This is a genomic window from Propionibacterium australiense (assembly GCF_003666605.1).
GTDB lineage: Bacteria > Actinomycetota > Actinomycetes > Propionibacteriales > Propionibacteriaceae > Propionibacterium > Propionibacterium australiense.
Window position 1 is genome coordinate 1 of sequence record NZ_RCIV01000021.1, and the last position, 19,961, is coordinate 19,961.

Below are 19,961 nucleotides of genomic sequence, written 5' to 3' on the forward strand. Positions count from 1 at the left end.
ACTGCTTCGCCTACATACCACTCCTGCTACTGGGCGGCCCAGAAGAAGTCAACCGACTCGACCCCTGCCACATGTGGACACACCTGGAACTCATCGCCCAAGCAACCGGCACACCCAAAGAACCCTGATACCAACACATCCGCCAGCTGCTCATCACCGCGCCCACGGGCCCCGCCCATTCAGCAGCGCCTTGCCCAGCGGCAGCAGCGAGAGCCCCATCAGCGTCAGCCCCCACACCGGCTCGCTGCCACGCAGCACGATGCCGCCGACGAGCATCCCGGCGAACACCACCGCCGCCACCGTCCGGTCCTGGCCCTGCTCGGCCCGGCGGATCTGGCGGAGCGCGTCAGGGGTCTGCACGCTGAGCTGGCCCCGCTCGATCATCGTGAGCACCCGGTCGACGCGCCGCGGCAGCCCGATGGCGAGGGCGGCCAGCGACCTGGACTCCTCGAGCACCACTCCCAGCTGCGAGCCGGGCGTGCCGGTCACGAGGCTGCGGGCGTAGGGTTCCACCGAGTCCCACAGGTTGTACTCCGGGTACAGCTTCACGCACAGGCCGTTCATGAGCGAGGCCGCGCGGATGAGCAGCAGGAAGTTCTGCGGCAGCTGGAAGGGCATCGACGCCATGAGCTCGCGGAACTGCATGCCGAAGGCCACGAACTCCCTCGGGTCGACGTTGCGCATGTCCGCCAGGCTCATGCCGCCGAAGCGGTCGAAGAGCTGGCTCACCGCCCGCTCGATGAGCGCCAGGTCCGCCGTGGGCAGCAGCATGTCGAGGTCCTGCATGCAGCCCAGCAGCCGGTGGCTGTCACGCAGCCCCACCGCGATGACGACCTCCTTCAGCTCGTCTCGCAGGTTCTCCGGCACCTGGCCCATCATCCCGAAGTCGATGAAGGTGAGCCGCCAGCCGCGGCCGGCCTCCGCGGCCTGCGCCTTGGGCAGGGGCGTGATGAACAGATTGCCCGGGTGCGGGTCGGCGTGGAAGAAACCCAGGTTGAAGACCTGCTCGATGTAGGCGTCGGCCACGGCGAAGGCCACCTCGCGGCGATCGATGCCGGCCGCCTCGATCGCCTCGACGTCACTGATCTTGATGGCCGACACATCGGACAGGGTGAGCACCCGAGGCGAGGTGCGCTCCCACACGACGAACGGGTAGCCCACCTGCGGGGCGTCGGCGAAGCACACGGCGAACCGTTCGGCGTTGCCCGCCTCGTTGAGGTAGTCGAGTTCCTCGGTGGTCGTGCGGGCGAACTCCTCCACGAGCGCCGGCATGTCCGTGCGCTCGGCGATCGGACGGTAGTGCGCGATCCAGCCGGCCGCCCGCCGCAGCGCCGCCAGGTCCACCTTGGTCACCTGCTCGATGCCCGGGCGCTGCACCTTCACCACCACGTCCCGGAAACCCACGTCGCGGGCCTCCGACCGCGACAGCCGCGCCCGGTGCACCTGCCCCAGCGAGGCCGCCGCCAGCGGCTCGGGGTCGAACTCCTCGAAGGCCTCGGACAGGGGCATGCCCAGCGACGCCTCGGCCGCCGGCCTCACCTCCTCGAAGGGGACCGGCGGGGCCTCGTCCTGCAGGCCAGACAGCTCATCGGTGACGGTGGGCGGTAACACGTCGAGGCGCGTCGACATGAACTGGCCCACCTTGATCATGAGCCCGCCCAGCTCGGCGGCCAGGCAGTGGAACCGCACGGCCGCCTTGTGCAGCCGCCGTTCCCGGCCCCGCTCGGACAGCCCGCGCAGGCCGAGTCGTGGCAGGACGGCGTCGAAGAACCACAGCTGCACGATGAGCCGGGCGAAGAAGCCCAGGACCCTCCGGTAGCGGGCTCGAAGATGTCTGCTGCCGCTCATGAGACCTCCACGGGCGCCGGGTCACGGCCCGGCCCCGCCCCAGTCTTCCTCACCGCCTCCTAGTCGTCGGCCAGGATCTTGTAGATCCGGCGGCGCGCCTCGTCGATGACCTCGGTGGCGGCCCTGACCTGAACGGGGGTGCCGCTCGTGGCCACCTGAGCGACGGCCTGCACCAGGCGCCTCGCCGCCCTCGGCAGCACCATCGACTCCGGCACGTCCTGCTCGGCGGCACTCTTCCAGGGCGCCGGGCGGCCGCCGGCCGCCTCGGCCTCGGCGCGGCCGGCCTCGGTGAGGCTGTACACCTTCTTGCCGTCCTGCTCGGCCACCTCCACCAGGCCCTCGTCGGCGAGCATCTGCAAGGTGGGGTACACCGAGCCGGCGCTCGGGCGCCACACGCCGGCGCTGCGCTCGGTGATCTCACGGATGATCTGGTAGCCGTGCATCGGCTCCTCGGACAGCAGCGCCAGTACCGCCGCCCGCACGTCGCCCCGCCCGGCTCGCCCGCCGCGCGGGGACGCCAGCTCCCGCAGCTGCTCCTCGATCGCGTCGAACGGGAACATCCTGTCGCCACGGCGGCCACGACGCCCGCCCATGGGGAATGTCGAGTACATGATGGCTCCTCTCCTCGTCCGGCTCCCTGGGAACCGGACCACGACGTCAACGATACATCGGAAGCTATCGCTGGTCGAGGATTGCGGGGAATCGCACCGAACCGGACCAGGAGTCAGGCGTCTTCGCCGAAGACGCGGAACATCACCTTCAGGCGCCTGACGCCGGTTCCGCGCATCACCTCGAAACCGTCCGCCGCCTCCCCGAGGCCGAACTCGTGGGTGACGATGCCCTCAGGCGAGACGGGGGAGTTCTGAAGCACCCGCACGGCGTCGGTCCACTCGCTGCCGGGGAACGGGCTGGAGTACGACAACCACGAGCCCTTGATGGTGAGTTCCTTGCGCAGGATCTGCTCGAAGGTGTCGATGTCCGTCTCGAACGGCCGGGTCGGCTTGCCGACGTACACGATCCGCCCGCGCCTGGCGGCCAGCTGAAGGGCCTGGCGGATCGTGGCGGCCGCCCCGGCCGTCTCGAGGACCAACCCGGGGGCGGCTTCGCCTGACAGCACCGCTGCCGTGTCCTGTGCCGCCGGGTTGATCGTCCGGCACGCCCCCATGGAGCGGGCCACGTCGAGCACCCACGGGTTGATGTCGACGACGGTGATGTCCTCGACACCCCTGTCGCGCAGCGACAGCACGCTCATCAGGCCGATCACGCCGCTGCCGAGCACAACTGCGCGCAGGCCGGGGCGTACGTCGACCTGGTTCACCGCGTGCAGGGCCACGGTCAGTGGCTCGACGAGCGCCGCCGACCTCAGCGAGAGCCCGCCGGCCGGCACCAGGTTCTCGGACGGCGCGAGCACGTACTGCGCCATCGCCCCAGGCTCGCGGGAACCGATGAACGAGTAGTCCTCGCACAGCGTCGGGTTGGCGTCACGACACTGCCCGCACTGCCCGCACGGGATGTGGGGGGCGACCGCCACGCGCGTACCCACCGGCGTGCCGCAACCCGGGCCGGCTGCGGCGACCACCCCGGAGAACTCGTGGCCGAGTATCTGCGGGAAGGCGTGCACCGCGCCGTCGAAGTAGCGGGGCACGTCCGAGCCGCAGATGCCGCAGTAGGCCACTTTGACCAGCGCCTGCCCCGGGCCTGGAGCCGGCACCGGACAGGTGACGGCAGAGAAGTTCTGCACGCCCGTCACGGCGATGGATGTCATGGTCTCTGTCATCGTGCGTCCTCTCGGTCGTCGTTTCTCACAGGGCGGTGACGGTGACCTGTGGCAGCAGCCGCTTCGCCACGTCGAGGTCCAGCTCGCCCGTGCGGAGCGTGAGCACCGCGGCAGCCGAGACGGCCGCCGTCCACCGGGCGGTCTCCGCCCAGTCGTCGCCGAGCGCCCGGCGCCAGGCCACGGCCGACGACGCGGAGTCGCCGGCGCCTGCGGCATTCACCGCATCCTGGCGCGGTGCGATGGCGCGGACGACCCGGTCCCTCGTCGCGACGAGCAGGCCCTCGGCCCCGCAGGTGACGATGAACGCCGAACAGCTCAACCGGGGCAGCCGATCCCGCAGGTCCGCCGCCACGGCCTCGACGCCATGACCGGATGGGGACGCCAGGGCGAATGCCTCGGCGTATTCGTCGTCATTGCATTTCACGACGGCATTGCTCGTCGTGGCGTGCTCGACGAGCACGTGCCCGGAGCAGTCCACGAGCGCCGGCACCCCGGCCTCGCCGGCCAGGTCGACGAGTTGCTTGTACGCCTCGGGTCCCAGGCCCTTCGGCAGGCTGCCGGAGGCGATGAAGAAGACGGCGCCGTCGAGGGCCCGCCGCAGCGTCCTGGTGAACTCCTCGAAACCGGCGGCCGTGGTCTCCAGCGTCCCGCAGGTGATGTGGCTCATCGTGCCGGTCGCCGTCTCGATCACGACGTGCGACTCCCGTGTCGAGCCGCCGACCCGCACGGGGCGCACGTCAATGCCGTAGCCCTGCCCCAGGTCGGTCACCCGGTCACCGGCAGGTCCGGCCACGTTGACCACCCCGGTGACCTGCTCGCCGATGCAGGTCAGCGCGACGGCGCTGTCCATGCCCTTGCCGCCCAGGCACTCGACGACCGCCGGGCCTCGCATGTCAGTGCCGGGGGTCCAGCGTTCGATCTGGATGATCCGGTCGATCGCGCTGTTGAGGGTCGCGGTGACGAAGCGGGCCATGACCTCACATCCCCGCGCGCAGCTGTTCGACGAGTGGTCTGGTCAGCAGCACCATGGCGTTGGTGTTGAGACGTTCGACCGAGTCGATGAGGGTGTCGAGGTCCCGGCCGATGATGAACACGCCGTGCCCCGGAATGAGCACGGGGGCGCCATGCTTGCCGATGCGTTCGCGGTGCACCTCGACGAGCCTGATGATCTCGTCGGACTGCTCCTTCGAGTACGGCTCGACCTCGGGAATGATCTCGAGGGTGCCGAAGGTCTGCGTCGACTTGAGCACGGCCTCCATCGGCAGGTCGAAGGTGGCGAAGGGGAGCATCCACGGCGAGTGCGCGTGGATGATAGCGGTGGCCTCGGAGAAATGGCGGTAGGCGTACACGTGGGAGATGCCCTCGCGGGTGAAGCGCGGGTTGTCGAGGATCCGCTCGTCCCACACCGAGCCCGCCATGATGTCCTCGGGTCGTAGGTCCCAGTGCTGGCGGGCACCGGCGTAGCGGGGAGTCGTGTAGATCGTGTCCCCCTCGCGCATCGAGATGTTGCCACCGGCGAGATCGGTCAGGTGCCGGTCGAACATGAGATGAGCGATCTGGACGATCTTCTCCTGGGCTGTCATGGTCATGGTCGGATTCCATTCAGACGGGTTCTGGTCACGTGGTTCTGATGGGCTCGTGCCCGGCGCGGGCCCTGTCACAGCTCGAAGGCCGCCGTGGCCAGTGCTGCGATCTCCCGCGCCGAGCCCGAGGCGAGCAGCCTGCGGACGAAATCGGTGTCCTGAAGGCGTTTCATCATCGTCTGGAGCACCCCCAGGTGATCGCCGGACCCTCGCAGCGCCAGCAGGATGACGAGGCGCACGGGGACCTCTCCGCCGTCACCGGCCATCTCGCCGAACATGACCGGTGCGGCCAGCGTGGCGATGGAGATGGCGCTGGAGCGGACGTGCTCCGGGTCGGTGTGGGGGATGGCGACTCCTCCGCTGATGGGCAGTCCGGTGGGGAACCTGTTCTCTCGGGCCAGCAATCCTTGGAGGAAGGTGTTGTGCACGTAGCCGAGGTTCTCCAACCGTGCGGCCATGATTGCGAGGAGTTCTTCCCTGCCGGCGGCCGACAGGTCCACATGGACGAGTTCCGGTGAAATCAGAGCGGTCACGACGATGGGTCTTTCGTGTTGGGCTGCAGGTTCAGAAGAGCTGGTGGATGGTGGCGATGATGACGTTCGGGAGACTGAAGCCGAAGTAGGCGTCGGTCACCATGCCGTTGACGTCGACCCCCATCGTCGTCATCATGGCGGTCGCCTCGGAGGCGAAGATGTTGGCCATCCACTCGACGATGAACAGGAACATCGCGCTGATCGTGACCGTGCGGAACAGATTGCCCTTGCTCGCCAGTGAGATGAGCGGAACCATGTAGACGATGTTCGTCAGCACGCCCACCGGGAAGTAGGTCATGTTCGGGATGATGAAGGCGAACACGATCGACAGCGGGATCATGAGCACGGTCGTCGTGATGGCTGCTGGATCGCCGAGGGCAAGGGCGATGTCCATGCCGATGTTGAGTTCCCGGTCCTTGCCGAGGTGACGTTTCATGAACTCCTGGGCGCCGTCACCGACAATGCTCAGGCCCTCCATCATGACCGAGACCATGCGCGGCAGCAGCACGAGTGCGGCGGCGATGCCGATGCCCATGGTGAGCACGCCCTGCCAGCCCTGCCGGGTGAGCAGGCCGAGGAAGACCCCGACGATGACGCCGATGAACGCCGGATCGCCGAAGAAACCGAGTTTCTCGCCGACCTTCTCCATCGACAGATCGATCTTGCGCAGCCCGGGGATGCGGTCGATGAGTTTGTTGAAGAGGATGCCGAACGGCCAGGCGAACGAGATGAACGACAGGGTCGAGCAGGTCGTCCCCTCCAGGCCGTAGTACTCCTGCCAGTAGGGGGCGATGACCTGGGCGAGCAGCAGCGTGATGATGGCCAGGACCAGGACGATCCCCAGCCCGATCCACAGATTCCCGGTCAGGGCGTAGGCCATGGAGCCGGGGATGAGGAAGTGGATGTAGTTCCAGATGTCGACATTGAGGACATTGGTCCACTTCAAGGCGATCATGATGATGTTGATGACCACGATGATGAGGACGGCGGGCGCCGCGAACGGGGCGGCCCACGAGGCCGCGCCGACCGCGGCCCAGCCGACGTCGACGGTGGTGAACCCGCCGCCCTGCAGGCCCCGGTAGTACTCGATGGCCGGTTCGACGGTGGCCATGAGGGCATTGATGACCATGACCAGGCCCGAGAAACCGATGCCGATCATGAGGCCGGCGCGGATCGACTTGCCGATCCCCATGCGGAAGATGAGGCACAGGATGGTCATGACGATCGGGAGCATCACTGCTGCGCCGAGGTTCATGATCCCCTGGACGACGCTGAGCATGGTTGTTCTCCTTCGGTGTGATGTGAGGATTCGTGAGGGGACGGTTCAGGCGTCGAGGACTGCCCGGCAGGTGTCGACGACCTCCTGGGCGACCTTGTCCTCGTTGATCCCGGAGATGAGGCCGAAGACCTGCACGACGGGCTTGTCGATCGCGCCGGGGTACTTCGTCGTCACCATGACGACGTCCACGCCGTTCGCCAGGGACTGGATCTGCGAGACGGTGCCCTTGGTGATCCTGGCGGGAATGCCCGCCCCGGCCAGGATCTTCTTCACCTTCTCCTGGGCGACGGTGCTCGTGGCGATGCCGCTGCCGCAGGCGATGAGGATCTTGACTTCCTTGCTCATTGCTTCACTTCTCCTCGGTGTTGGGTAGCAGGACGACCTTGAGGGCCTCGCCGGTGCGGGTCAGGTCGATTGCCTCGTTGATGCTGCTCAGGGGCAGGATGTGGGTGATGATCTGCTCGGCGGGGAACGCCGGGTCGATGGCGAGTTCGAAGGCGCGCTGCACCTGCATGCTGTTCGCCCCGTAATGGCCGTAGACCCACAGGCTGTCGTAGTGCACGGCGTTCGAGTCGATCTCGGTCAGGGCCCCCTTGGGCACGCCGCCGAAGAAGACGACGGTGCCGCAGGGCCGGGTCATGGCCAGCGCCTGCTGCTGGCCGGCCGTCGTCGGGTTGGCCGAGATGGCCTTGTCGACGCCCAGCCCGCCGGTGAGGCGCCTGACCTCCTCGACCGGGTCGACCGTGCTCGAGTCGATGCGGTGGTCGATGTCGAACGCCAGGGACTTGTCCAGCCGGTCCTGGGTCACGTCGACGAGGATGACCTTCGAGGCCCCGCGCATCCGTGACAGGACCGCGAGGAAGACGCCGATCGGGCCGGCCCCGAGGATCGCCACGGTGTCACCGAGCCTCACGTCGATGTTCTCGACGCACGCATAGGTGCTCGACAGCGGTTCGGCCAGGCTCGCGCGCACCGGGTCGACGCCCTCGGGCAGGGTGAAGGCGGCGCCCCGCTCCACTCGTCTGGCGGTGTAGGCGATGTACTGGGCGAAACCGCCGGGGCGTGCGGTGTACGACTCGACGTCGGTGCAGTGCTCGTGGTGGCCGGCGCGGCAGTAGCCGCACCTCAGGCAGTGCGCCTCGGGGTAGACGTAGAGGCGCTGGCCGGGTTCGTAGCCGGTCACTCCGGGCGAGACCTCGGCCACGGTGCCCACGACCTCGTGCCCGTAGATGTGGGGGTAATCGCCCCCACGCGAGTCGGTCGTCAGATTCCTGATGTCCGATCCGCACAGGCCAACCGCGTCGACCCTGAGGACGAAGCCGCCGTCGGGGCACCGCGGCCTGGGCACCCGCTCGAACCTGATGTCGCCGGGGCCGTGCATGACGGCCGCGTTCATCACGTCACTCATCGATGAGCTCCTCGTCCTGCCGTCGGCATCGACGGCGCGCCGTGCGGTTTTCCTGCGTTCCGGGCCCTGCCCACGAGGACCCGGGACACGTCACGATCCTTGCGGCGCGACGACCGTGACGCATACTTGTTTCTGCCGCAGGGGCTGCAATGATTGATTGCCACGCCCGCGGCAGATGACTGTTCCCCGCGGGGCGGCAACAATCGTGTGCCGAACGGGCCGGAGGCGTTGCTAGCGTGAGCCCCGGGAGGTGTCAAAGGTGATCCTTTTCTCCGAACGTCAGTCCCTTCTCCTGGAGCTGCTCAGCGAACTCGACCACGTCATCACCGGCCGTGAACTCGCCGATCTTCTCGGAGTGAGTGCGAGGACATTGCGGTACGACATCTCCAGGGCCAATGGAATGGCCAAGGCGGAGGTCATCGAGGCGACTCCCAAGGGATATCGCCTGAATCGCCCGGTTTATTACGACCTGGTCGCCAGGAATTCCGATCTGGGCACCGAGCTGGGGCATCAGGAGCGGATTCTGCTGTATCTCTTCAATGCGCCGTGCACCGACGTCTACGACATCATGCGCGACTGCTATCTCAGCGAGTCCGTCACGCGGGCCGCGCTGCAGCACCTCGGACCCAAGGCGGCCGAGTACGGCCTGTCGCTCACGACCTCTGGTGCGCGCGTCGAACTGTCCGGCGACGAACTCGACCTGCGGCGGCTGCTCGGCGAACTCGTCCACAATGCGATGGACGTCGCCGTCGGGCGCGCCGAGAAGATGAAGCGCTACCTGCCGGACGTCGAACTTCGGGTCGTGGAGGCGGAGCTGCGGGTGGCCGTCGAGGAGAGCCGCGTCGACATCAACGACATCCAGCTCGCCAACACCGTCGTGAGCCTTGCGATCTGCCTGCAACGCTTCGACCACCCGCCGGCCGCCTCACAGGTGCAGCGCGCCGGCGGGCCCGGGGCGGACGAACTGACCGGGCGTCTCCTCGCCAGACTCGCGAGGGCCTACCCGGGCAGGATCTTCGCGCCGTCCGACCGCGAGTACGTGCGCGCCCTCCTCGGCATCGCTCTCGACCACGGGACAGCGTCCCGGGACGGCCGGATGGACGGCGATGAGAGCGGCACGGCCGAGGCCGTCCGGGCCTGCCTCGACGAGACCATCGGGCACTTCAACCTCGACGTCGACTACGGGAAACTGTCCCGCAGCGTCTGTGAGCACGTGCTGCGCCTGGTGGCCCGGCCCCGCAAGCTGCCCTACTTCCGCAACAACCTGCAGGAGTCGCTGCGGGCCCGCTCGCCCTTCCTCTACGACGTGGCCGTCTACCTGGCCGACCGACTGTCCAAGGCGCTGTCGATCGGCTTCTCCGATGACGAGATCGGTCTGCTCGTCATCTACCTCGGCCTGCACAGCACACAGCCTCCGGCCGACGAGCGCGCCGTCTCGGCCGTCGTCGTCTGTCCGCGCTACCGCGCGCTCCAGGACTGGCTGCTGGCCCAGCTCGTCGAGCGGTTCCCCGACCGGCTGCGGATCGTCGACATCGTGGCGGGCAACCGGGAGGCCGACGACATCGCGTGCGACCTCGTCATCACCACGACCGACGAGGCTCCTGGTGCGCACCCGAGCGTGCGGATCAGCGCCGTGCTGTCGGAACTGGACTGCACCGTGGTCGACGCCGCGATCCTGCGCGAGTTCTCCGCGAAGATGCGCACGCGCATGGCCGCCACCATCTCGAAATTCCTCGACCCCGGCCTGTTCTTCGTCGGTCCGTCCTTCCCGGACGCGACGAGCACGATTCATTTCCTGTCCGGCGCCCTGCGCGACCAGGGATACGTCCCGGACGGGTTCGAGGACAGCGTCCTGCTGCGCGAAACCTATTCCCCGACGGCCTTCGCGCGCAGATTCGCGCTGCCGCACTCCATGGATTTCATGGCGCACGAGACGAAGGTCGCCGTGCTCATCCCGTCCTCGCCCATACCGTGGGAGACGGCCGAGGTCAGTCTCGTCTTCATGCTCGCCATCAACGGAGCGGACTACGACGAATTCATCCAGTTCTACCAGCCACTCATCAGCCTCCTGTACGACCCGCGGCTCTTCTCCGAGCTGAAAAGGGTCACCGACTTCGAGGCATTCACGCAATTGCTGGGCAACCAACTCGTTGCCCCCAACAGGGATCAGCCGGGCTGATCGGGAGGGAGAACCATGATTCTCGAGGAAGAACGCAGTGCGGTGGTACGGACCTGCCAGGAGATGCAGCGACTCGGCCTGGTCGTCGGGACCGCCGGGAACGTCTCGGTCCGGGTGGGGGACCGGGTCGTCATCTCACCGTCGGCGGTCGAGTACCAGGACCTCGTGCCCGAGATGGTCGGCGTGCACGACATGGACGGCGCCGTCGTCGACGCCGAGCTCAAGCCGTCGAGCGAGCTGCCACTGCACCTGGCCGTCTACAAGGGCACCGCTGCCGCGGCCATCACGCACAACCACGCACCGGCCTCCACGGCACTCGGCCTGGTCGTCGACGTGGTGCCGTGCTCGCACTACTACTCGGGCATGTTCGGCGGCCCGATTCGCGTCGCCCCCTACGCCCACTTCGGCACCGGCGAACTCGCCGACAACGTCTGCGCCGCCCTGCAGGGCCGCCTCGGCGCGCTCATGTCGAACCACGGCGCCATCACCATCGGCCCGAGCCTTGAGAAGGCATTCTCGCTTCTGCCCTACCTGGAGTACGTCTGCGAGATCCAGCTGCGCGCCATGGGGACCGGCCTGCCGGTCAAGACACTCGACGAGGACCAGATGGCCTACGTCCTCGACGGGCTGAAGACCTACGTGCCGGCACGGATCGAGCGCTGATGGCTGGTCCTGGTGCGGCTGCTTCGGTCCGGGCCAGGACCAGCCATTGTGATCGAGAATCGATCCGTACTGATTGGGACGGATTCGCCGTGACTGTTGCGTACCCAGCGGCGAAAGACGATGATGTTTACATGTCTACGAGCGTGCTGAGCATCCGCCTTCCCGACGAGGTCAAGAACAGGCTGGACGCGCTGAGCGCCTCGACGGGCCGCCCCGCAGCTTTCTACGTTCGCGAGGCCGTGCTGGAGCATCTTGATGAATTGGAGTGGGCCTACTCCCTCGCGGCCCGGGCCGAGGCCATCCGCAACGGGACTGAGGAGACCCGATCCTTCGACGAGGTGGCGCGCGGGCTGGGTTTCGATCCCGATGAACTCCGCGCCGAGGCGAGCGAAGACCGCTCCTGATGGCCTGGACACTCCGGTTCAGCAGCGATTTTGAGCGCTCTCTGCACAAGCTGGACAGACAGACCGCCAGGCGCATCCTGGTGAAGCTCCACGGACTTGTCTCACTCGACGAGCCTCAGGCGCGGTGCAAGGGCCTCGCTGGACCACTCGCGGGTCTGTGGCGACTCCGCGTGGGCGATTACCGCGTCCTGCTCGACATCCGCCGTGCCGAGTTGGTCATCGTCGCCCTCGGCGTGGGTCACCGCAGCTCTATCTACGACACGTAGAGCCCTGGAACCGGCAGGTAGGGGGCCGCATGGGGCGGGGAGCTCGCCGCCGAGAGGGCAATTCCGTGTCCGATGCCGTTCAGAGCGTCATCTCGCCGGCGAGGCTCGCCCCCATCCAGCGTGCGAGTTCGGCGCCGCGCACTCCCTGCGAGAGCAGGAAGACGAGCTTGGCGTAGAGCGCCTCGAGCGTCATGTCGCGGGCGCTGATCGCCCCGCCCGAGGCCAGCGCGTGGCTGGCCTCGTAGTGGCCGAGCAGCACTTCGGCCTGCACGCACTGGGAGGCGACGACCAGGGGGACGCCGGCCTCTATCGTCTGGGTGAGCACGTCGGCCAGGCCAGGCTCCTCGTTCGGCATGTTGCCGGTCCCGAAGGCCCGCAGGATCACCGCCTCGGGCAGGGGGTCGAGCACGGCCGCCAGCCGCTGGGCGCTGATGCCCGGCGCGAGATCGAGCACGAGCACGTCGTGACGCCCGTACGGCTCCGGGTCGGCCCAGCCGCAGCCGGCCGCCCCTGGCTCGTTCCACTGCCAGGGCGCCCCGGCCAGCGCGAGCGCCGGAACGCCGGGGGAGTCGAAGCCCTGGAAGGCCCATGACGAGACCTTCGTCACCCGGTTCCCGCGCAGCAGCTTGTGGCCGAAGAACACGGCCACGCCGTCGAGGCGGCCGCTCGTCGCGGCGCGCAGCGCCCCGGTCACGTTCGGTGCCGCGTCGGAGCCGACGACCCCCAGCGGGTACTGGGCGCCGGTGAGGACGACCGGCTTGCCGAAACCGGTGAGCGCATAGGACAGGGCCGCCGAGGTGTAGGCCATCGTGTCCGTGCCGTGCAGGACGACGAAGGCGTCCGCCGCGTCACGGTGGGCCCACAGGTCGTCGACGATCGCCCGCCAGTCGTCCGGGGTCGCATTCGACGAGTCGATGAGGTGCTCGAACTGCGTCACCTCGACCATGTCGGCCATGTCGGTGTCGTCCAGCAGGTGGCCGAGCCAGCGGCCGAGGTCGGCCCCGGGGGCGAGTCCCTGCGGCGTCTCGACCATGCCGAGCGTGCCGCCGGTGTACAGGATGTGGGTGCGCACCGCTCAGCCCTCCTCGTCGGCGGCGATCATGGTGTCGAGCAGATCGGCCCTGATGTTGTTCCGCACCGCGAACCAGCCGATGACCATCGCCGCCACGACGATGGCGAACAGCAGCAGGGTCCAGCGGCCGGAGGCCGAGGTGAGGTTCGAGGCGACGACGATGATGAAGAACGCCAGCGACAGGTAGTTCGTGAACGGGGCGCCGGGCAGACGGTAGGCCGGTCGCTGCTCCTGCCCGTGCCGGACCTTCTTGAGGAAGCTCAGGTGGGTCACGAGGATCATCGCCCAGGTACCGGCGATGCCGATGCCGGCCAGGTTCATGACGATCTCGAAGGCGTCCTCGGCCAGGAAGGCGTTGAGGGCGACGCCGAGCAGCCCCAGGGCCGAGGTGATGATGATGCCGCCGGAGGGCACCTGGTGCTTGTTGAGTCGGGCGGCGAAGCCCGGGGCCTCACCGGCGACGGCCATCGAGCGCAGCGTCCGGCCGGTCGAGTACAGGCCGGCGTTCAGCGAGCTCAGGGCCGCGGTGAGCACGACGACCTGGATGATGTCGCCGGCATGCGGGATGCCGATGCCGGTGAAGAAGGTGACGAACGGGGACTCGTTGGGCGAGTAGGCGGTGTACGGCAGCACGAGGGCCATGAGGATGACCGAGCCGACGTAGAAGATGAAGATGCGCAGGATCATCGAGTTGATGGCCTTGGGCAGGATCCGGCTGGCATCGGCCGCCTCGCCCGCCGCGACGCCGACCATCTCGGTGCCGCCGAAGGCGAAGATGACGCCCAGGGTCAGCGCGAAGACCGGGGCGATGCCCTCGGGGAAGAAGCCGCCGTTCTCGGTGATGTTGTGGAAGCCGGCGGTCGCCTCGCCGACCGGGGCGCTGACGAGGATCGCCCAGATCGCGATGAGCATGAACAGGACGATGGCCGCGACCTTGATGAGGGCGAACCAGAACTCGGCCTCGCCGAACATCTTCACGCTGAGCATGTTGAGCACGAAGACGAGCGCAAGGGCGATGAGCGCCAGCACCCACTGCGGGATCGGGTGGAACAGCGACCAGTAGTGCAGATAGAGCGCGACGGCCGTGATGTCGGCCATGACGGTGACGGCCCAGTCCAGGAAGAAGAACCAGCCGGTGACGTAGGCCCCCTTCTCGCCGAGGAACTCGCGGGCGTACGAGACGAACGCGCCCGACGAGGGCCGGCGGATGGCCAGCTCGCCCAGGGCCCGCACCATGAGGAACGCGAAGACGCCGCAGATCGCGTAGGCGAGCGCCAGACCCGGGCCTCCCTGCGCCAGACGGCCGCCGGCCCCCAGGAACAGGCCGGTGCCGATGGAGCCGCCGATGGCGATCATCTGCAGGTGGCGGTTCTTCAGGGCCTTGTTGTACCCGACGTCGCCCTTGTCGACGGTGTGGGTGCCTGGGGCGGGTGCTGGTGAGGTGTCAGCCATGGTGGTCCTTCCCCGACGGGCGGCTCTGCCCGTCCTCCTGTGGCAGAGGCTACCTTGCCGGGCAGGACGGAAGCATCCGGTACCGCTCTGGGCGAGAAGCCTGTCCGGTCTCCTCACCCCACCGGGGACGGCGTGCGTGGACCGACACGGTGGCACGCATCGTTCCGGGTTCCTGGGCCACCGGGGACAGCGGCACCGGCAGGACCTGGATGCCGGTCACCGCCTCGGGCTCCTCGCCCGTCGCGGGGCGGCGATCGGGCCCACTGTTCTTGCTAGCCGGCGCGGCAGCGGCTCACCTCGTACAGGGCGATGGCGGCCGCGACCGAGGCGTTGAGGCTCTCGACGGCGCTGCTGATCGGCACCGCCACGAGCGCATCGCAGTGCTCGCGCACGAGCCGCGACAGGCCCTGCCCCTCGGAGCCGACGACGAGGGCCAGGGGCCCGTTCACGCCAGGTACCCCGGCCACGTCGGTGTCGCCCTCCCCGGCCAGCCCCGCGACGGCGAACCCGGCGTCGGCCATCTGTTCGAGCGCCCGGTTGAGGTTCTTCACCCGGACGACCGGGATGCGCGCCGCGGCCCCGGCCGAGGACTTCCAGCTGGCCGCTGTCATCGAGGCGCTGCGGCGCTCGGGGATGACGACGGCGTCGGCGCCGAAGGCGGCGGCCGAGCGGATGATCGCACCGAGATTGTGCGGATCGGTGATGCCGTCGCAGGCCACGAGCAGGCCGTGGTCGTCGTCACGACCCAGCGCCGCGGCCATGACGTCGGCGAGGTCGGCGTACTCGAACTCGGGCAGCTGGATGGCCACCCCCTGGTGGACGGCCCCGCCAGTGAGCTTGTCGAGCTCGGCGCGCGGCACGTGCAGCATCGTCAGCGAGTGCTCAGCGGCGTACTTGAAGATCTCCCGCAGCCGGTCGTCCCGTTCGGCGCCCTCGGCGACGAAGGCGCGGTGCACCGGCAGACCGGACTGCAGCGCCTCGAGCACGGGGTTGCGTCCGACGACCCAGTCCGGGCCGGCGCCACGACCGGAACTGCTCGGCTTGCCCGTCCTGGCCTTGCGGGACTCGGGGTGCGCCAGGCGTTCCTGCTTGGCCCGATGGGCCTTGTGATAGACGCGGTCCTCGGCCTTGGGCGTGGGGCCGCGGCCGGCCAGCCTGCGGCGGCCCTGGCCGCCGGAGCCCTTGCGCGCCGGACTCATCTGCTCACGCTCCAGCGTGTCCCACCGGGCGTGTCCTCGATTCGCACCCCGATCGCGGCGAGGGCGTCACGGATCTGGTCCGCCGTGGCGTAGTCCTTGCGGGAGCGGGCCGCCTGGCGCTGCTCCAGCACGAGGCGCACGAGACCGTCCACGACCGATGAGTCGGCGCCCCCGGCGGCCTCGGCCCACTGCGGGTCGTGCGGGTCGAGGCCGAACACGTGGAGCATGGCGCGTACCTGGCGCAGGGCGTCGGCCGCGGCCTGCCCGTTCCCGGCGTCGAGGGCCTTGTTGCCGGCCCGGACCCTCTCGTGGAGGACGGCGAAGGCGCCCGGGGTGCCGAGATCGTCGTCCATGGCCTCGACGAAGGCCCCGGGCAGGTCCTCGAAGGCGAATGCGACCGGACCGGTGGCGCCGGCCCGGCCCAGGAAGGTGTCGATCCGCTCGAGCTGGGCGGTGGCCTCGGCCAGCGAGCCCTCGGCGTACTCGATGGTGGAGCGGTAGTGCGGCTGGGCCAGGTAGAGACGAACCGCCCGTGGCGGGAACCTCCTGGTGACCTCGGTGACGATCGCGCCGTTGCCCAGTGACTTGCTCATCTTCTCACCGGCCATCGTGACGAACGCGTTGTGCATCCAGTAGCGGGCGAAGCCGTAGCCGGCCGCCCTGGACTGGGCCTGTTCGTTCTCGTGGTGGGGGAAGCGCAGGTCGAGGCCCCCGCCGTGGATGTCGAAGGCCTGGCCGAGGTACTTCAGGCTCATCGCCGAGCACTCGAGATGCCAGCCTGGACGACCCGGCCCCCACGGGCTGGGCCAGCTGGCGGTGGCGGGTTCGCCCGGCTTGCTGCCCTTCCACAGGGCGAAGTCGCGACGATCGCGTTTGCCGCGCTCGTCGGCGGACTCGTCCGAGGCCATGTCCTCGATTCGCTGGTTCGACAGCGAGCCGTACTCCGGCCAGCTGCGCACGTCGAAGTAGACGTCGCCGGAGCCGTCGTCGGACACGTACGCGTGGCCACGGTCGATGAGACGCTGCGTCAGCTCGATCATCTCGGTGATGTGACCGGTGGCTCGCGGCTCGTAGTCGGGCGGGATGCAGCCGAGTGCGGCGTAGGCGCGGTGCAGTTCCAGCTCCATGGCGTAGGCGAGCTCGTACCACTCGATGCCGGCGGCCTCGGCATTGGCCCAGATCTTCTCGTTGATGTCCGTGATGTTGGCGACGACCTTCACCCGGTAGCCGTTCGCCGTGAACCAGCGGCGCAGCACGTCGAAGACGACTTCCTTGCGGATGTGGCCCAGATGCGGCGGACTCTGCACGGTGAGGCCGCAGTGGTAGATCGACACCACACCCTCGACCAGCGGGGTGAAGGGCACGACCGTGCCTGTGGACTCGTCATAGACCTGGAACGTCACGTCGGCAGTCTACCGAGCCCCCGCGCACGAGGACGGCGGTGAGGACGTCCAGTGGGCCCACGAGGATCGCCCACCGAGCTCCCGCTCATGAGGGCGACGGTTTCACCGGATCCGCACGTGCATTGTTCTCGGCGCCGAACCACTGCGCACGAGGACGGCGGCCCCAGGGGGCAGGGTCCTGCGGCGTGGGCTCAGCTGTGAGTGTGCCCGGCGTTGATGGTGAAACCGCTGGGCAGCAGCACCTCGTAGGAGTGCCGGATGTGCCGTTCGACGAGCTCGGACGCCAAGTCGGGGTCGCGGGCCTTGACCGCCTCGAGGATCCCGCGGTGCTCGGCGACGAGCCGGGCGCGCACCTCGTCCCAGTTGGTCAGACGCTCCTCGGCCTGGCGAATCGGGCCCGACAGCGTGTGCCGGATGGCCGAGGACAGCATCGACAGCATGTGGTTGCCGCTCGCCTCGATGATGGCGATGTGGAAGGACGTGTCGAGTTCGTTGAACGAGTCGGGATCGCTCTGGTGCTCCATCCGGCCCACGAGCATCTCGGCCCGGCGCAGCGATGCCCCCGGCCCCTGGCGGGCGGCCGCGACGGTGGCGGCCTTCTCGACGACAACGCGCGTCTCGGTCAGGTCCTCGACCGAGGTGACGTCGAGCGCCAGCTGGAGTCGCAGCATGCGGCCCAGGGCGTCGCCCGGGGTGGTGCGGATGCGGGTACCGTTGCCCGGCCCCGTGCCCGATGTGACGATGCCCTGGGCCTGCAGCACGCGGATGGCCTCGCGGACGGCGCCGCGGCCGACCGACAGGCGGGCGGCCAGCTCCCGCTCGGTGGGCAGCTGCATGCCGGCCACGTAGTGACCGGCCAGGATCTCGGACTCGATGTGGTGCAGCGCCACGTCGAAGCCGGACAGGCCCTTGGCCTGCATGATGGCGCAGTCGTGACAGCGGTCGGGCTGCTTCAGGCCGGCCCTCGCCTCACGTGTCCTGGCCATGAGCCCATTGTGGTCGATGCGTCAAGTGCGCGGGAAGCCCGCGCAGCGTCCCGCCCGGCGGTTACGGGCCGCGGCAGTCCCAAAATCAGGCCTAGACAGAGCGGGCTTCTTGACCCCGGCAATTGGTAGGACCTATTGTCATCCCAGAATGGTGCGCGTCTCAGTGCAGAGACCTTCATCACTCAATCGTCCAAACATCGAACGGGGGATTCTCGTGGTACTGCTTGAAGCGTTCACGCCCAGCACCAATCCACTCGGTCGCCAGTGGGCCTCAGCCCTCGTGGCACTCATTCCGATTGCTTGCATGCTCATCACTCTCGGGGCGTTGCGCTGGAAGGCCTACTGGGCCGGTCTCGCGTCGTGGGGGCTTGCTCTCATCGTCGCCATCACCGCTTATCACATGCCTGTCGGCATGGCCATCGCCTCCAGCGCGCAAGGATTCCTGTACGGTCTCTTCCCGATCGGCTGGATCCTGCTCGCAGCCATCTGGATGTACCAGGTCACCGTCATCTCGGGTCGTTTCGACGACCTGCGTCGTACCTTCTTCCTCATCTCCGACGACCCTCGCGTCCTCGGTATCCTCATCGCCTTCTGCTTCGGCGGCCTGCTCGAGGCCCTCGCCGGCTTCGGTGCCCCGGTCGCCATCGCCGCGGCCATGCTCATCGCGGTCGGTTTCGGCAAGCTGCGCGCCGCCGTCACCGCCCTGGTCGCCAACACGGTCCCCGTCGCCTTCGGCGCCGTCGGCCTGCCCGTCCTCATGGCCGCCCGCACCAGCGGTCTCGAGGTCTCCCAGGTCTCCCCGGTGACCGCACGCATCTGCGCCATCCTCTGTCTCGTCGTTCCCTTCCTCATGCTCGGCATCATGGACGGCAAGCAGGGCGTCAAGCAGTGCTGGCCATTCGGCCTGTTCGTCGGCATCATCTTCGGCGCCGTCAAGTGGGTCATCGCCGGGACCAGTCTGTACAACCTCACCGAGATCTTCGCCGCCGTCGTCTCCGTCGGTCTGGCCATGATCTTCCTGCGCTTCTGGAAGCCCAAGGGCGGCGCCGAGGCCGCCGAGCGCATCGGCATCCCCATGGACCCGGCCCTGGAGACCGAGCCCGTCACCAAGAGCGAGGAGAGCGGCGTCACACTCACCCCCGGTCGCATCGTCATGGCCCTGGTGCCCTACATCCTCGTCATCGTCATCTTCGGCATCGCCGCTGTCCCCTCGGTCAAGGCCCTGCTCGCCAAGGCCAACGTGGACATGGCCTGGCCCGGTCTGGGCGATCTGCTGAGCACCACCGGCGCCGCCAATGCCCACCAGACCTACACGTGGCAGTGGCTCAGTACACCCGGCTTCCTGCTCATGATCGTCGCCATCCTGGTCGGCATCATCTACAAGGTCTCGGCCAAGGACCTGTTCGGTGAGTTGCTCGTCAACCTCAAGAAGATGAAGTTCTCGCTCATCACCATCGGCCTCGTCGTCGCCCTCGCCTACGTCATGGGCGACTCGGGCCAGACGCTGGCCCTGGGCCTGTTCATCGCCGGTGCCGGTGCCGTCTACCCGTTCCTGGCCCCGATCCTCGGCTGGATCGGCACCTACGTGACCGGTTCGGACACCTCGGCGAACATCCTGTTCTCCGGCCTGCAGTCGGGCATCGGCGAGCAGGTCGGCGCCGCCCACTCCCTCGGCCTGGACGGCATGCGCTCGCTGCTCGTCGGCTCGGGCGCTGCCGGTGGTGTCGTCGGCAAGATGATCTCGCCCCAGTCCCTGACTGTCGCGGCCACCGCCATCGGCCTCGCCGGCGGCGAGTCCACGATTCTGCGCAAGGTGTTCAAGTACTCGATCATCCTCATCGTGTTCATGTGCATCATCGCCGGCCTGATGTCGACCCCGGTCCTCAGCTGGCTGCTTCCCTGAAGCTGA

At 68.3% G+C, this 19,961-nt stretch carries 20 protein-coding genes; 6 read left to right on the plus strand and 14 right to left on the minus strand.

The window, feature by feature from the left end; genetic code table 11:
- The first annotated feature begins 14 nt into the window (after window positions 1–14).
- Window positions 15–128, plus strand: coding sequence for a hypothetical protein (locus D9T14_RS14500; protein WP_375154066.1), 114 nt, complete (start codon window positions 15–17; stop codon window positions 126–128).
- Window positions 129–153: 25 nt separating this feature from the next.
- On the opposite strand, the gene D9T14_RS11530 is transcribed toward D9T14_RS14500, so the two are convergent.
- The 9 genes from D9T14_RS11530 to D9T14_RS11570 all read right to left on the minus strand — a co-directional run bounded on the left by D9T14_RS11530 (window position 154) and on the right by D9T14_RS11570 (window position 8,428).
- Window positions 154–1,848 (minus strand): ABC1 kinase family protein, encoded by a 1,695-nt coding sequence (locus tag D9T14_RS11530; protein WP_119162599.1) that lies wholly within the window; start codon window positions 1,846–1,848, stop codon window positions 154–156.
- Window positions 1,849–1,907: 59 nt separating this feature from the next.
- Complete coding sequence (locus D9T14_RS11535; RefSeq protein ID WP_119162600.1) at window positions 1,908–2,459, minus strand: PadR family transcriptional regulator; 552 nt, start codon at window positions 2,457–2,459, stop codon at window positions 1,908–1,910.
- A 113-nt stretch (window positions 2,460–2,572) separates the two neighbouring features.
- Window positions 2,573–3,625 (minus strand): galactitol-1-phosphate 5-dehydrogenase, encoded by a 1,053-nt coding sequence (locus D9T14_RS11540; protein ID WP_197720590.1) that lies wholly within the window; start codon window positions 3,623–3,625, stop codon window positions 2,573–2,575.
- Window positions 3,626–3,650: 25 nt separating this feature from the next.
- Window positions 3,651–4,598 carry a 1-phosphofructokinase family hexose kinase gene (locus D9T14_RS11545; RefSeq protein WP_119162601.1) on the minus strand — a complete coding sequence of 316 codons (948 nt, stop codon included), beginning with the start codon at window positions 4,596–4,598 and terminating at the stop codon, window positions 3,651–3,653.
- Between the two features lie 4 nt (window positions 4,599–4,602).
- Window positions 4,603–5,214, minus strand: coding sequence for a class II aldolase/adducin family protein (locus D9T14_RS11550; RefSeq protein ID WP_119162602.1), 612 nt, complete (start codon window positions 5,212–5,214; stop codon window positions 4,603–4,605).
- 68 nt (window positions 5,215–5,282) lie between these two features.
- Window positions 5,283–5,741, minus strand: a complete 459-nt coding sequence (locus D9T14_RS11555) for a PTS sugar transporter subunit IIA (protein ID WP_119162603.1) — start codon at window positions 5,739–5,741, stop codon at window positions 5,283–5,285.
- A 31-nt stretch (window positions 5,742–5,772) separates the two neighbouring features.
- Window positions 5,773–7,020: a PTS transporter subunit IIC gene (locus tag D9T14_RS11560; RefSeq protein ID WP_119162604.1), complete on the minus strand. Its 1,248-nt coding sequence runs from the start codon at window positions 7,018–7,020 to the stop codon at window positions 5,773–5,775.
- A 45-nt stretch (window positions 7,021–7,065) separates the two neighbouring features.
- Window positions 7,066–7,365, minus strand: coding sequence for a PTS sugar transporter subunit IIB (locus D9T14_RS11565; RefSeq protein WP_119162605.1), 300 nt, complete (start codon window positions 7,363–7,365; stop codon window positions 7,066–7,068).
- A 4-nt stretch (window positions 7,366–7,369) separates the two neighbouring features.
- Window positions 7,370–8,428, minus strand: a complete 1,059-nt coding sequence (locus tag D9T14_RS11570) for an alcohol dehydrogenase catalytic domain-containing protein (RefSeq protein ID WP_119162606.1) — start codon at window positions 8,426–8,428, stop codon at window positions 7,370–7,372.
- Between the two features lie 259 nt (window positions 8,429–8,687).
- On the opposite strand from D9T14_RS11570, the gene D9T14_RS11575 reads away from it, so the two are divergent.
- The 4 genes from D9T14_RS11575 (at window position 8,688) to D9T14_RS11590 (ending at window position 11,940) form a co-directional block, all read left to right on the plus strand.
- A complete protein-coding gene (locus D9T14_RS11575; RefSeq protein WP_119162607.1) occupies window positions 8,688–10,607 on the plus strand; it encodes a BglG family transcription antiterminator in 1,920 nt (639 codons plus the stop codon).
- A 15-nt stretch (window positions 10,608–10,622) separates the two neighbouring features.
- Window positions 10,623–11,270 (plus strand): class II aldolase/adducin family protein, encoded by a 648-nt coding sequence (locus D9T14_RS11580; RefSeq protein WP_119162608.1) that lies wholly within the window; start codon window positions 10,623–10,625, stop codon window positions 11,268–11,270.
- Window positions 11,271–11,401: 131 nt separating this feature from the next.
- The gene (gene relB / locus D9T14_RS11585; protein ID WP_119162609.1) at window positions 11,402–11,674 is read left to right on the plus strand and encodes a type II toxin-antitoxin system RelB family antitoxin; all 273 of its coding nucleotides are present in this window, start codon (window positions 11,402–11,404) and stop codon (window positions 11,672–11,674) included.
- Entirely contained in the window at window positions 11,674–11,940 is a 267-nt protein-coding gene (locus D9T14_RS11590; RefSeq protein WP_119162610.1) for a type II toxin-antitoxin system RelE family toxin, read from the plus strand. The genes relB and D9T14_RS11590 overlap by 1 nt, the downstream gene beginning before the upstream one ends.
- A 79-nt stretch (window positions 11,941–12,019) precedes the next feature.
- Here the strand turns inward: D9T14_RS11590 and D9T14_RS11595 are convergent, their stop codons facing one another.
- The 5 genes from D9T14_RS11595 to D9T14_RS11615 all read right to left on the minus strand — a co-directional run bounded on the left by D9T14_RS11595 (window position 12,020) and on the right by D9T14_RS11615 (window position 18,052).
- Entirely contained in the window at window positions 12,020–13,012 is a 993-nt protein-coding gene (locus D9T14_RS11595) for an asparaginase (protein WP_119162611.1), read from the minus strand.
- 3 nt (window positions 13,013–13,015) lie between these two features.
- Window positions 13,016–14,464, minus strand: a complete 1,449-nt coding sequence (locus tag D9T14_RS11600; RefSeq protein ID WP_119162612.1) for an amino acid permease — start codon at window positions 14,462–14,464, stop codon at window positions 13,016–13,018.
- A gap of 272 nt (window positions 14,465–14,736) precedes the next feature.
- Window positions 14,737–15,663 (minus strand): 23S rRNA (guanosine(2251)-2'-O)-methyltransferase RlmB, encoded by a 927-nt coding sequence (rlmB, locus tag D9T14_RS11605; protein WP_119162613.1) that lies wholly within the window; start codon window positions 15,661–15,663, stop codon window positions 14,737–14,739.
- On the minus strand, window positions 15,660–17,066 hold the full coding sequence (cysS, locus tag D9T14_RS11610; protein WP_119162614.1) for a cysteine--tRNA ligase: 1,407 nt from the start codon (window positions 17,064–17,066) through the stop codon (window positions 15,660–15,662). The genes rlmB and cysS overlap by 4 nt, the downstream gene beginning before the upstream one ends.
- A 191-nt stretch (window positions 17,067–17,257) precedes the next feature.
- Entirely contained in the window at window positions 17,258–18,052 is a 795-nt protein-coding gene (locus tag D9T14_RS11615; protein ID WP_232012359.1) for a FadR/GntR family transcriptional regulator, read from the minus strand.
- A 214-nt stretch (window positions 18,053–18,266) separates the two neighbouring features.
- Here D9T14_RS11615 and D9T14_RS11620 point away from each other — a divergent pair, with 214 nt between their 5' ends.
- Window positions 18,267–19,955, plus strand: coding sequence for an L-lactate permease (locus tag D9T14_RS11620; RefSeq protein WP_119162615.1), 1,689 nt, complete (start codon window positions 18,267–18,269; stop codon window positions 19,953–19,955).
- Window positions 19,956–19,961: the final 6 nt, after the last annotated feature.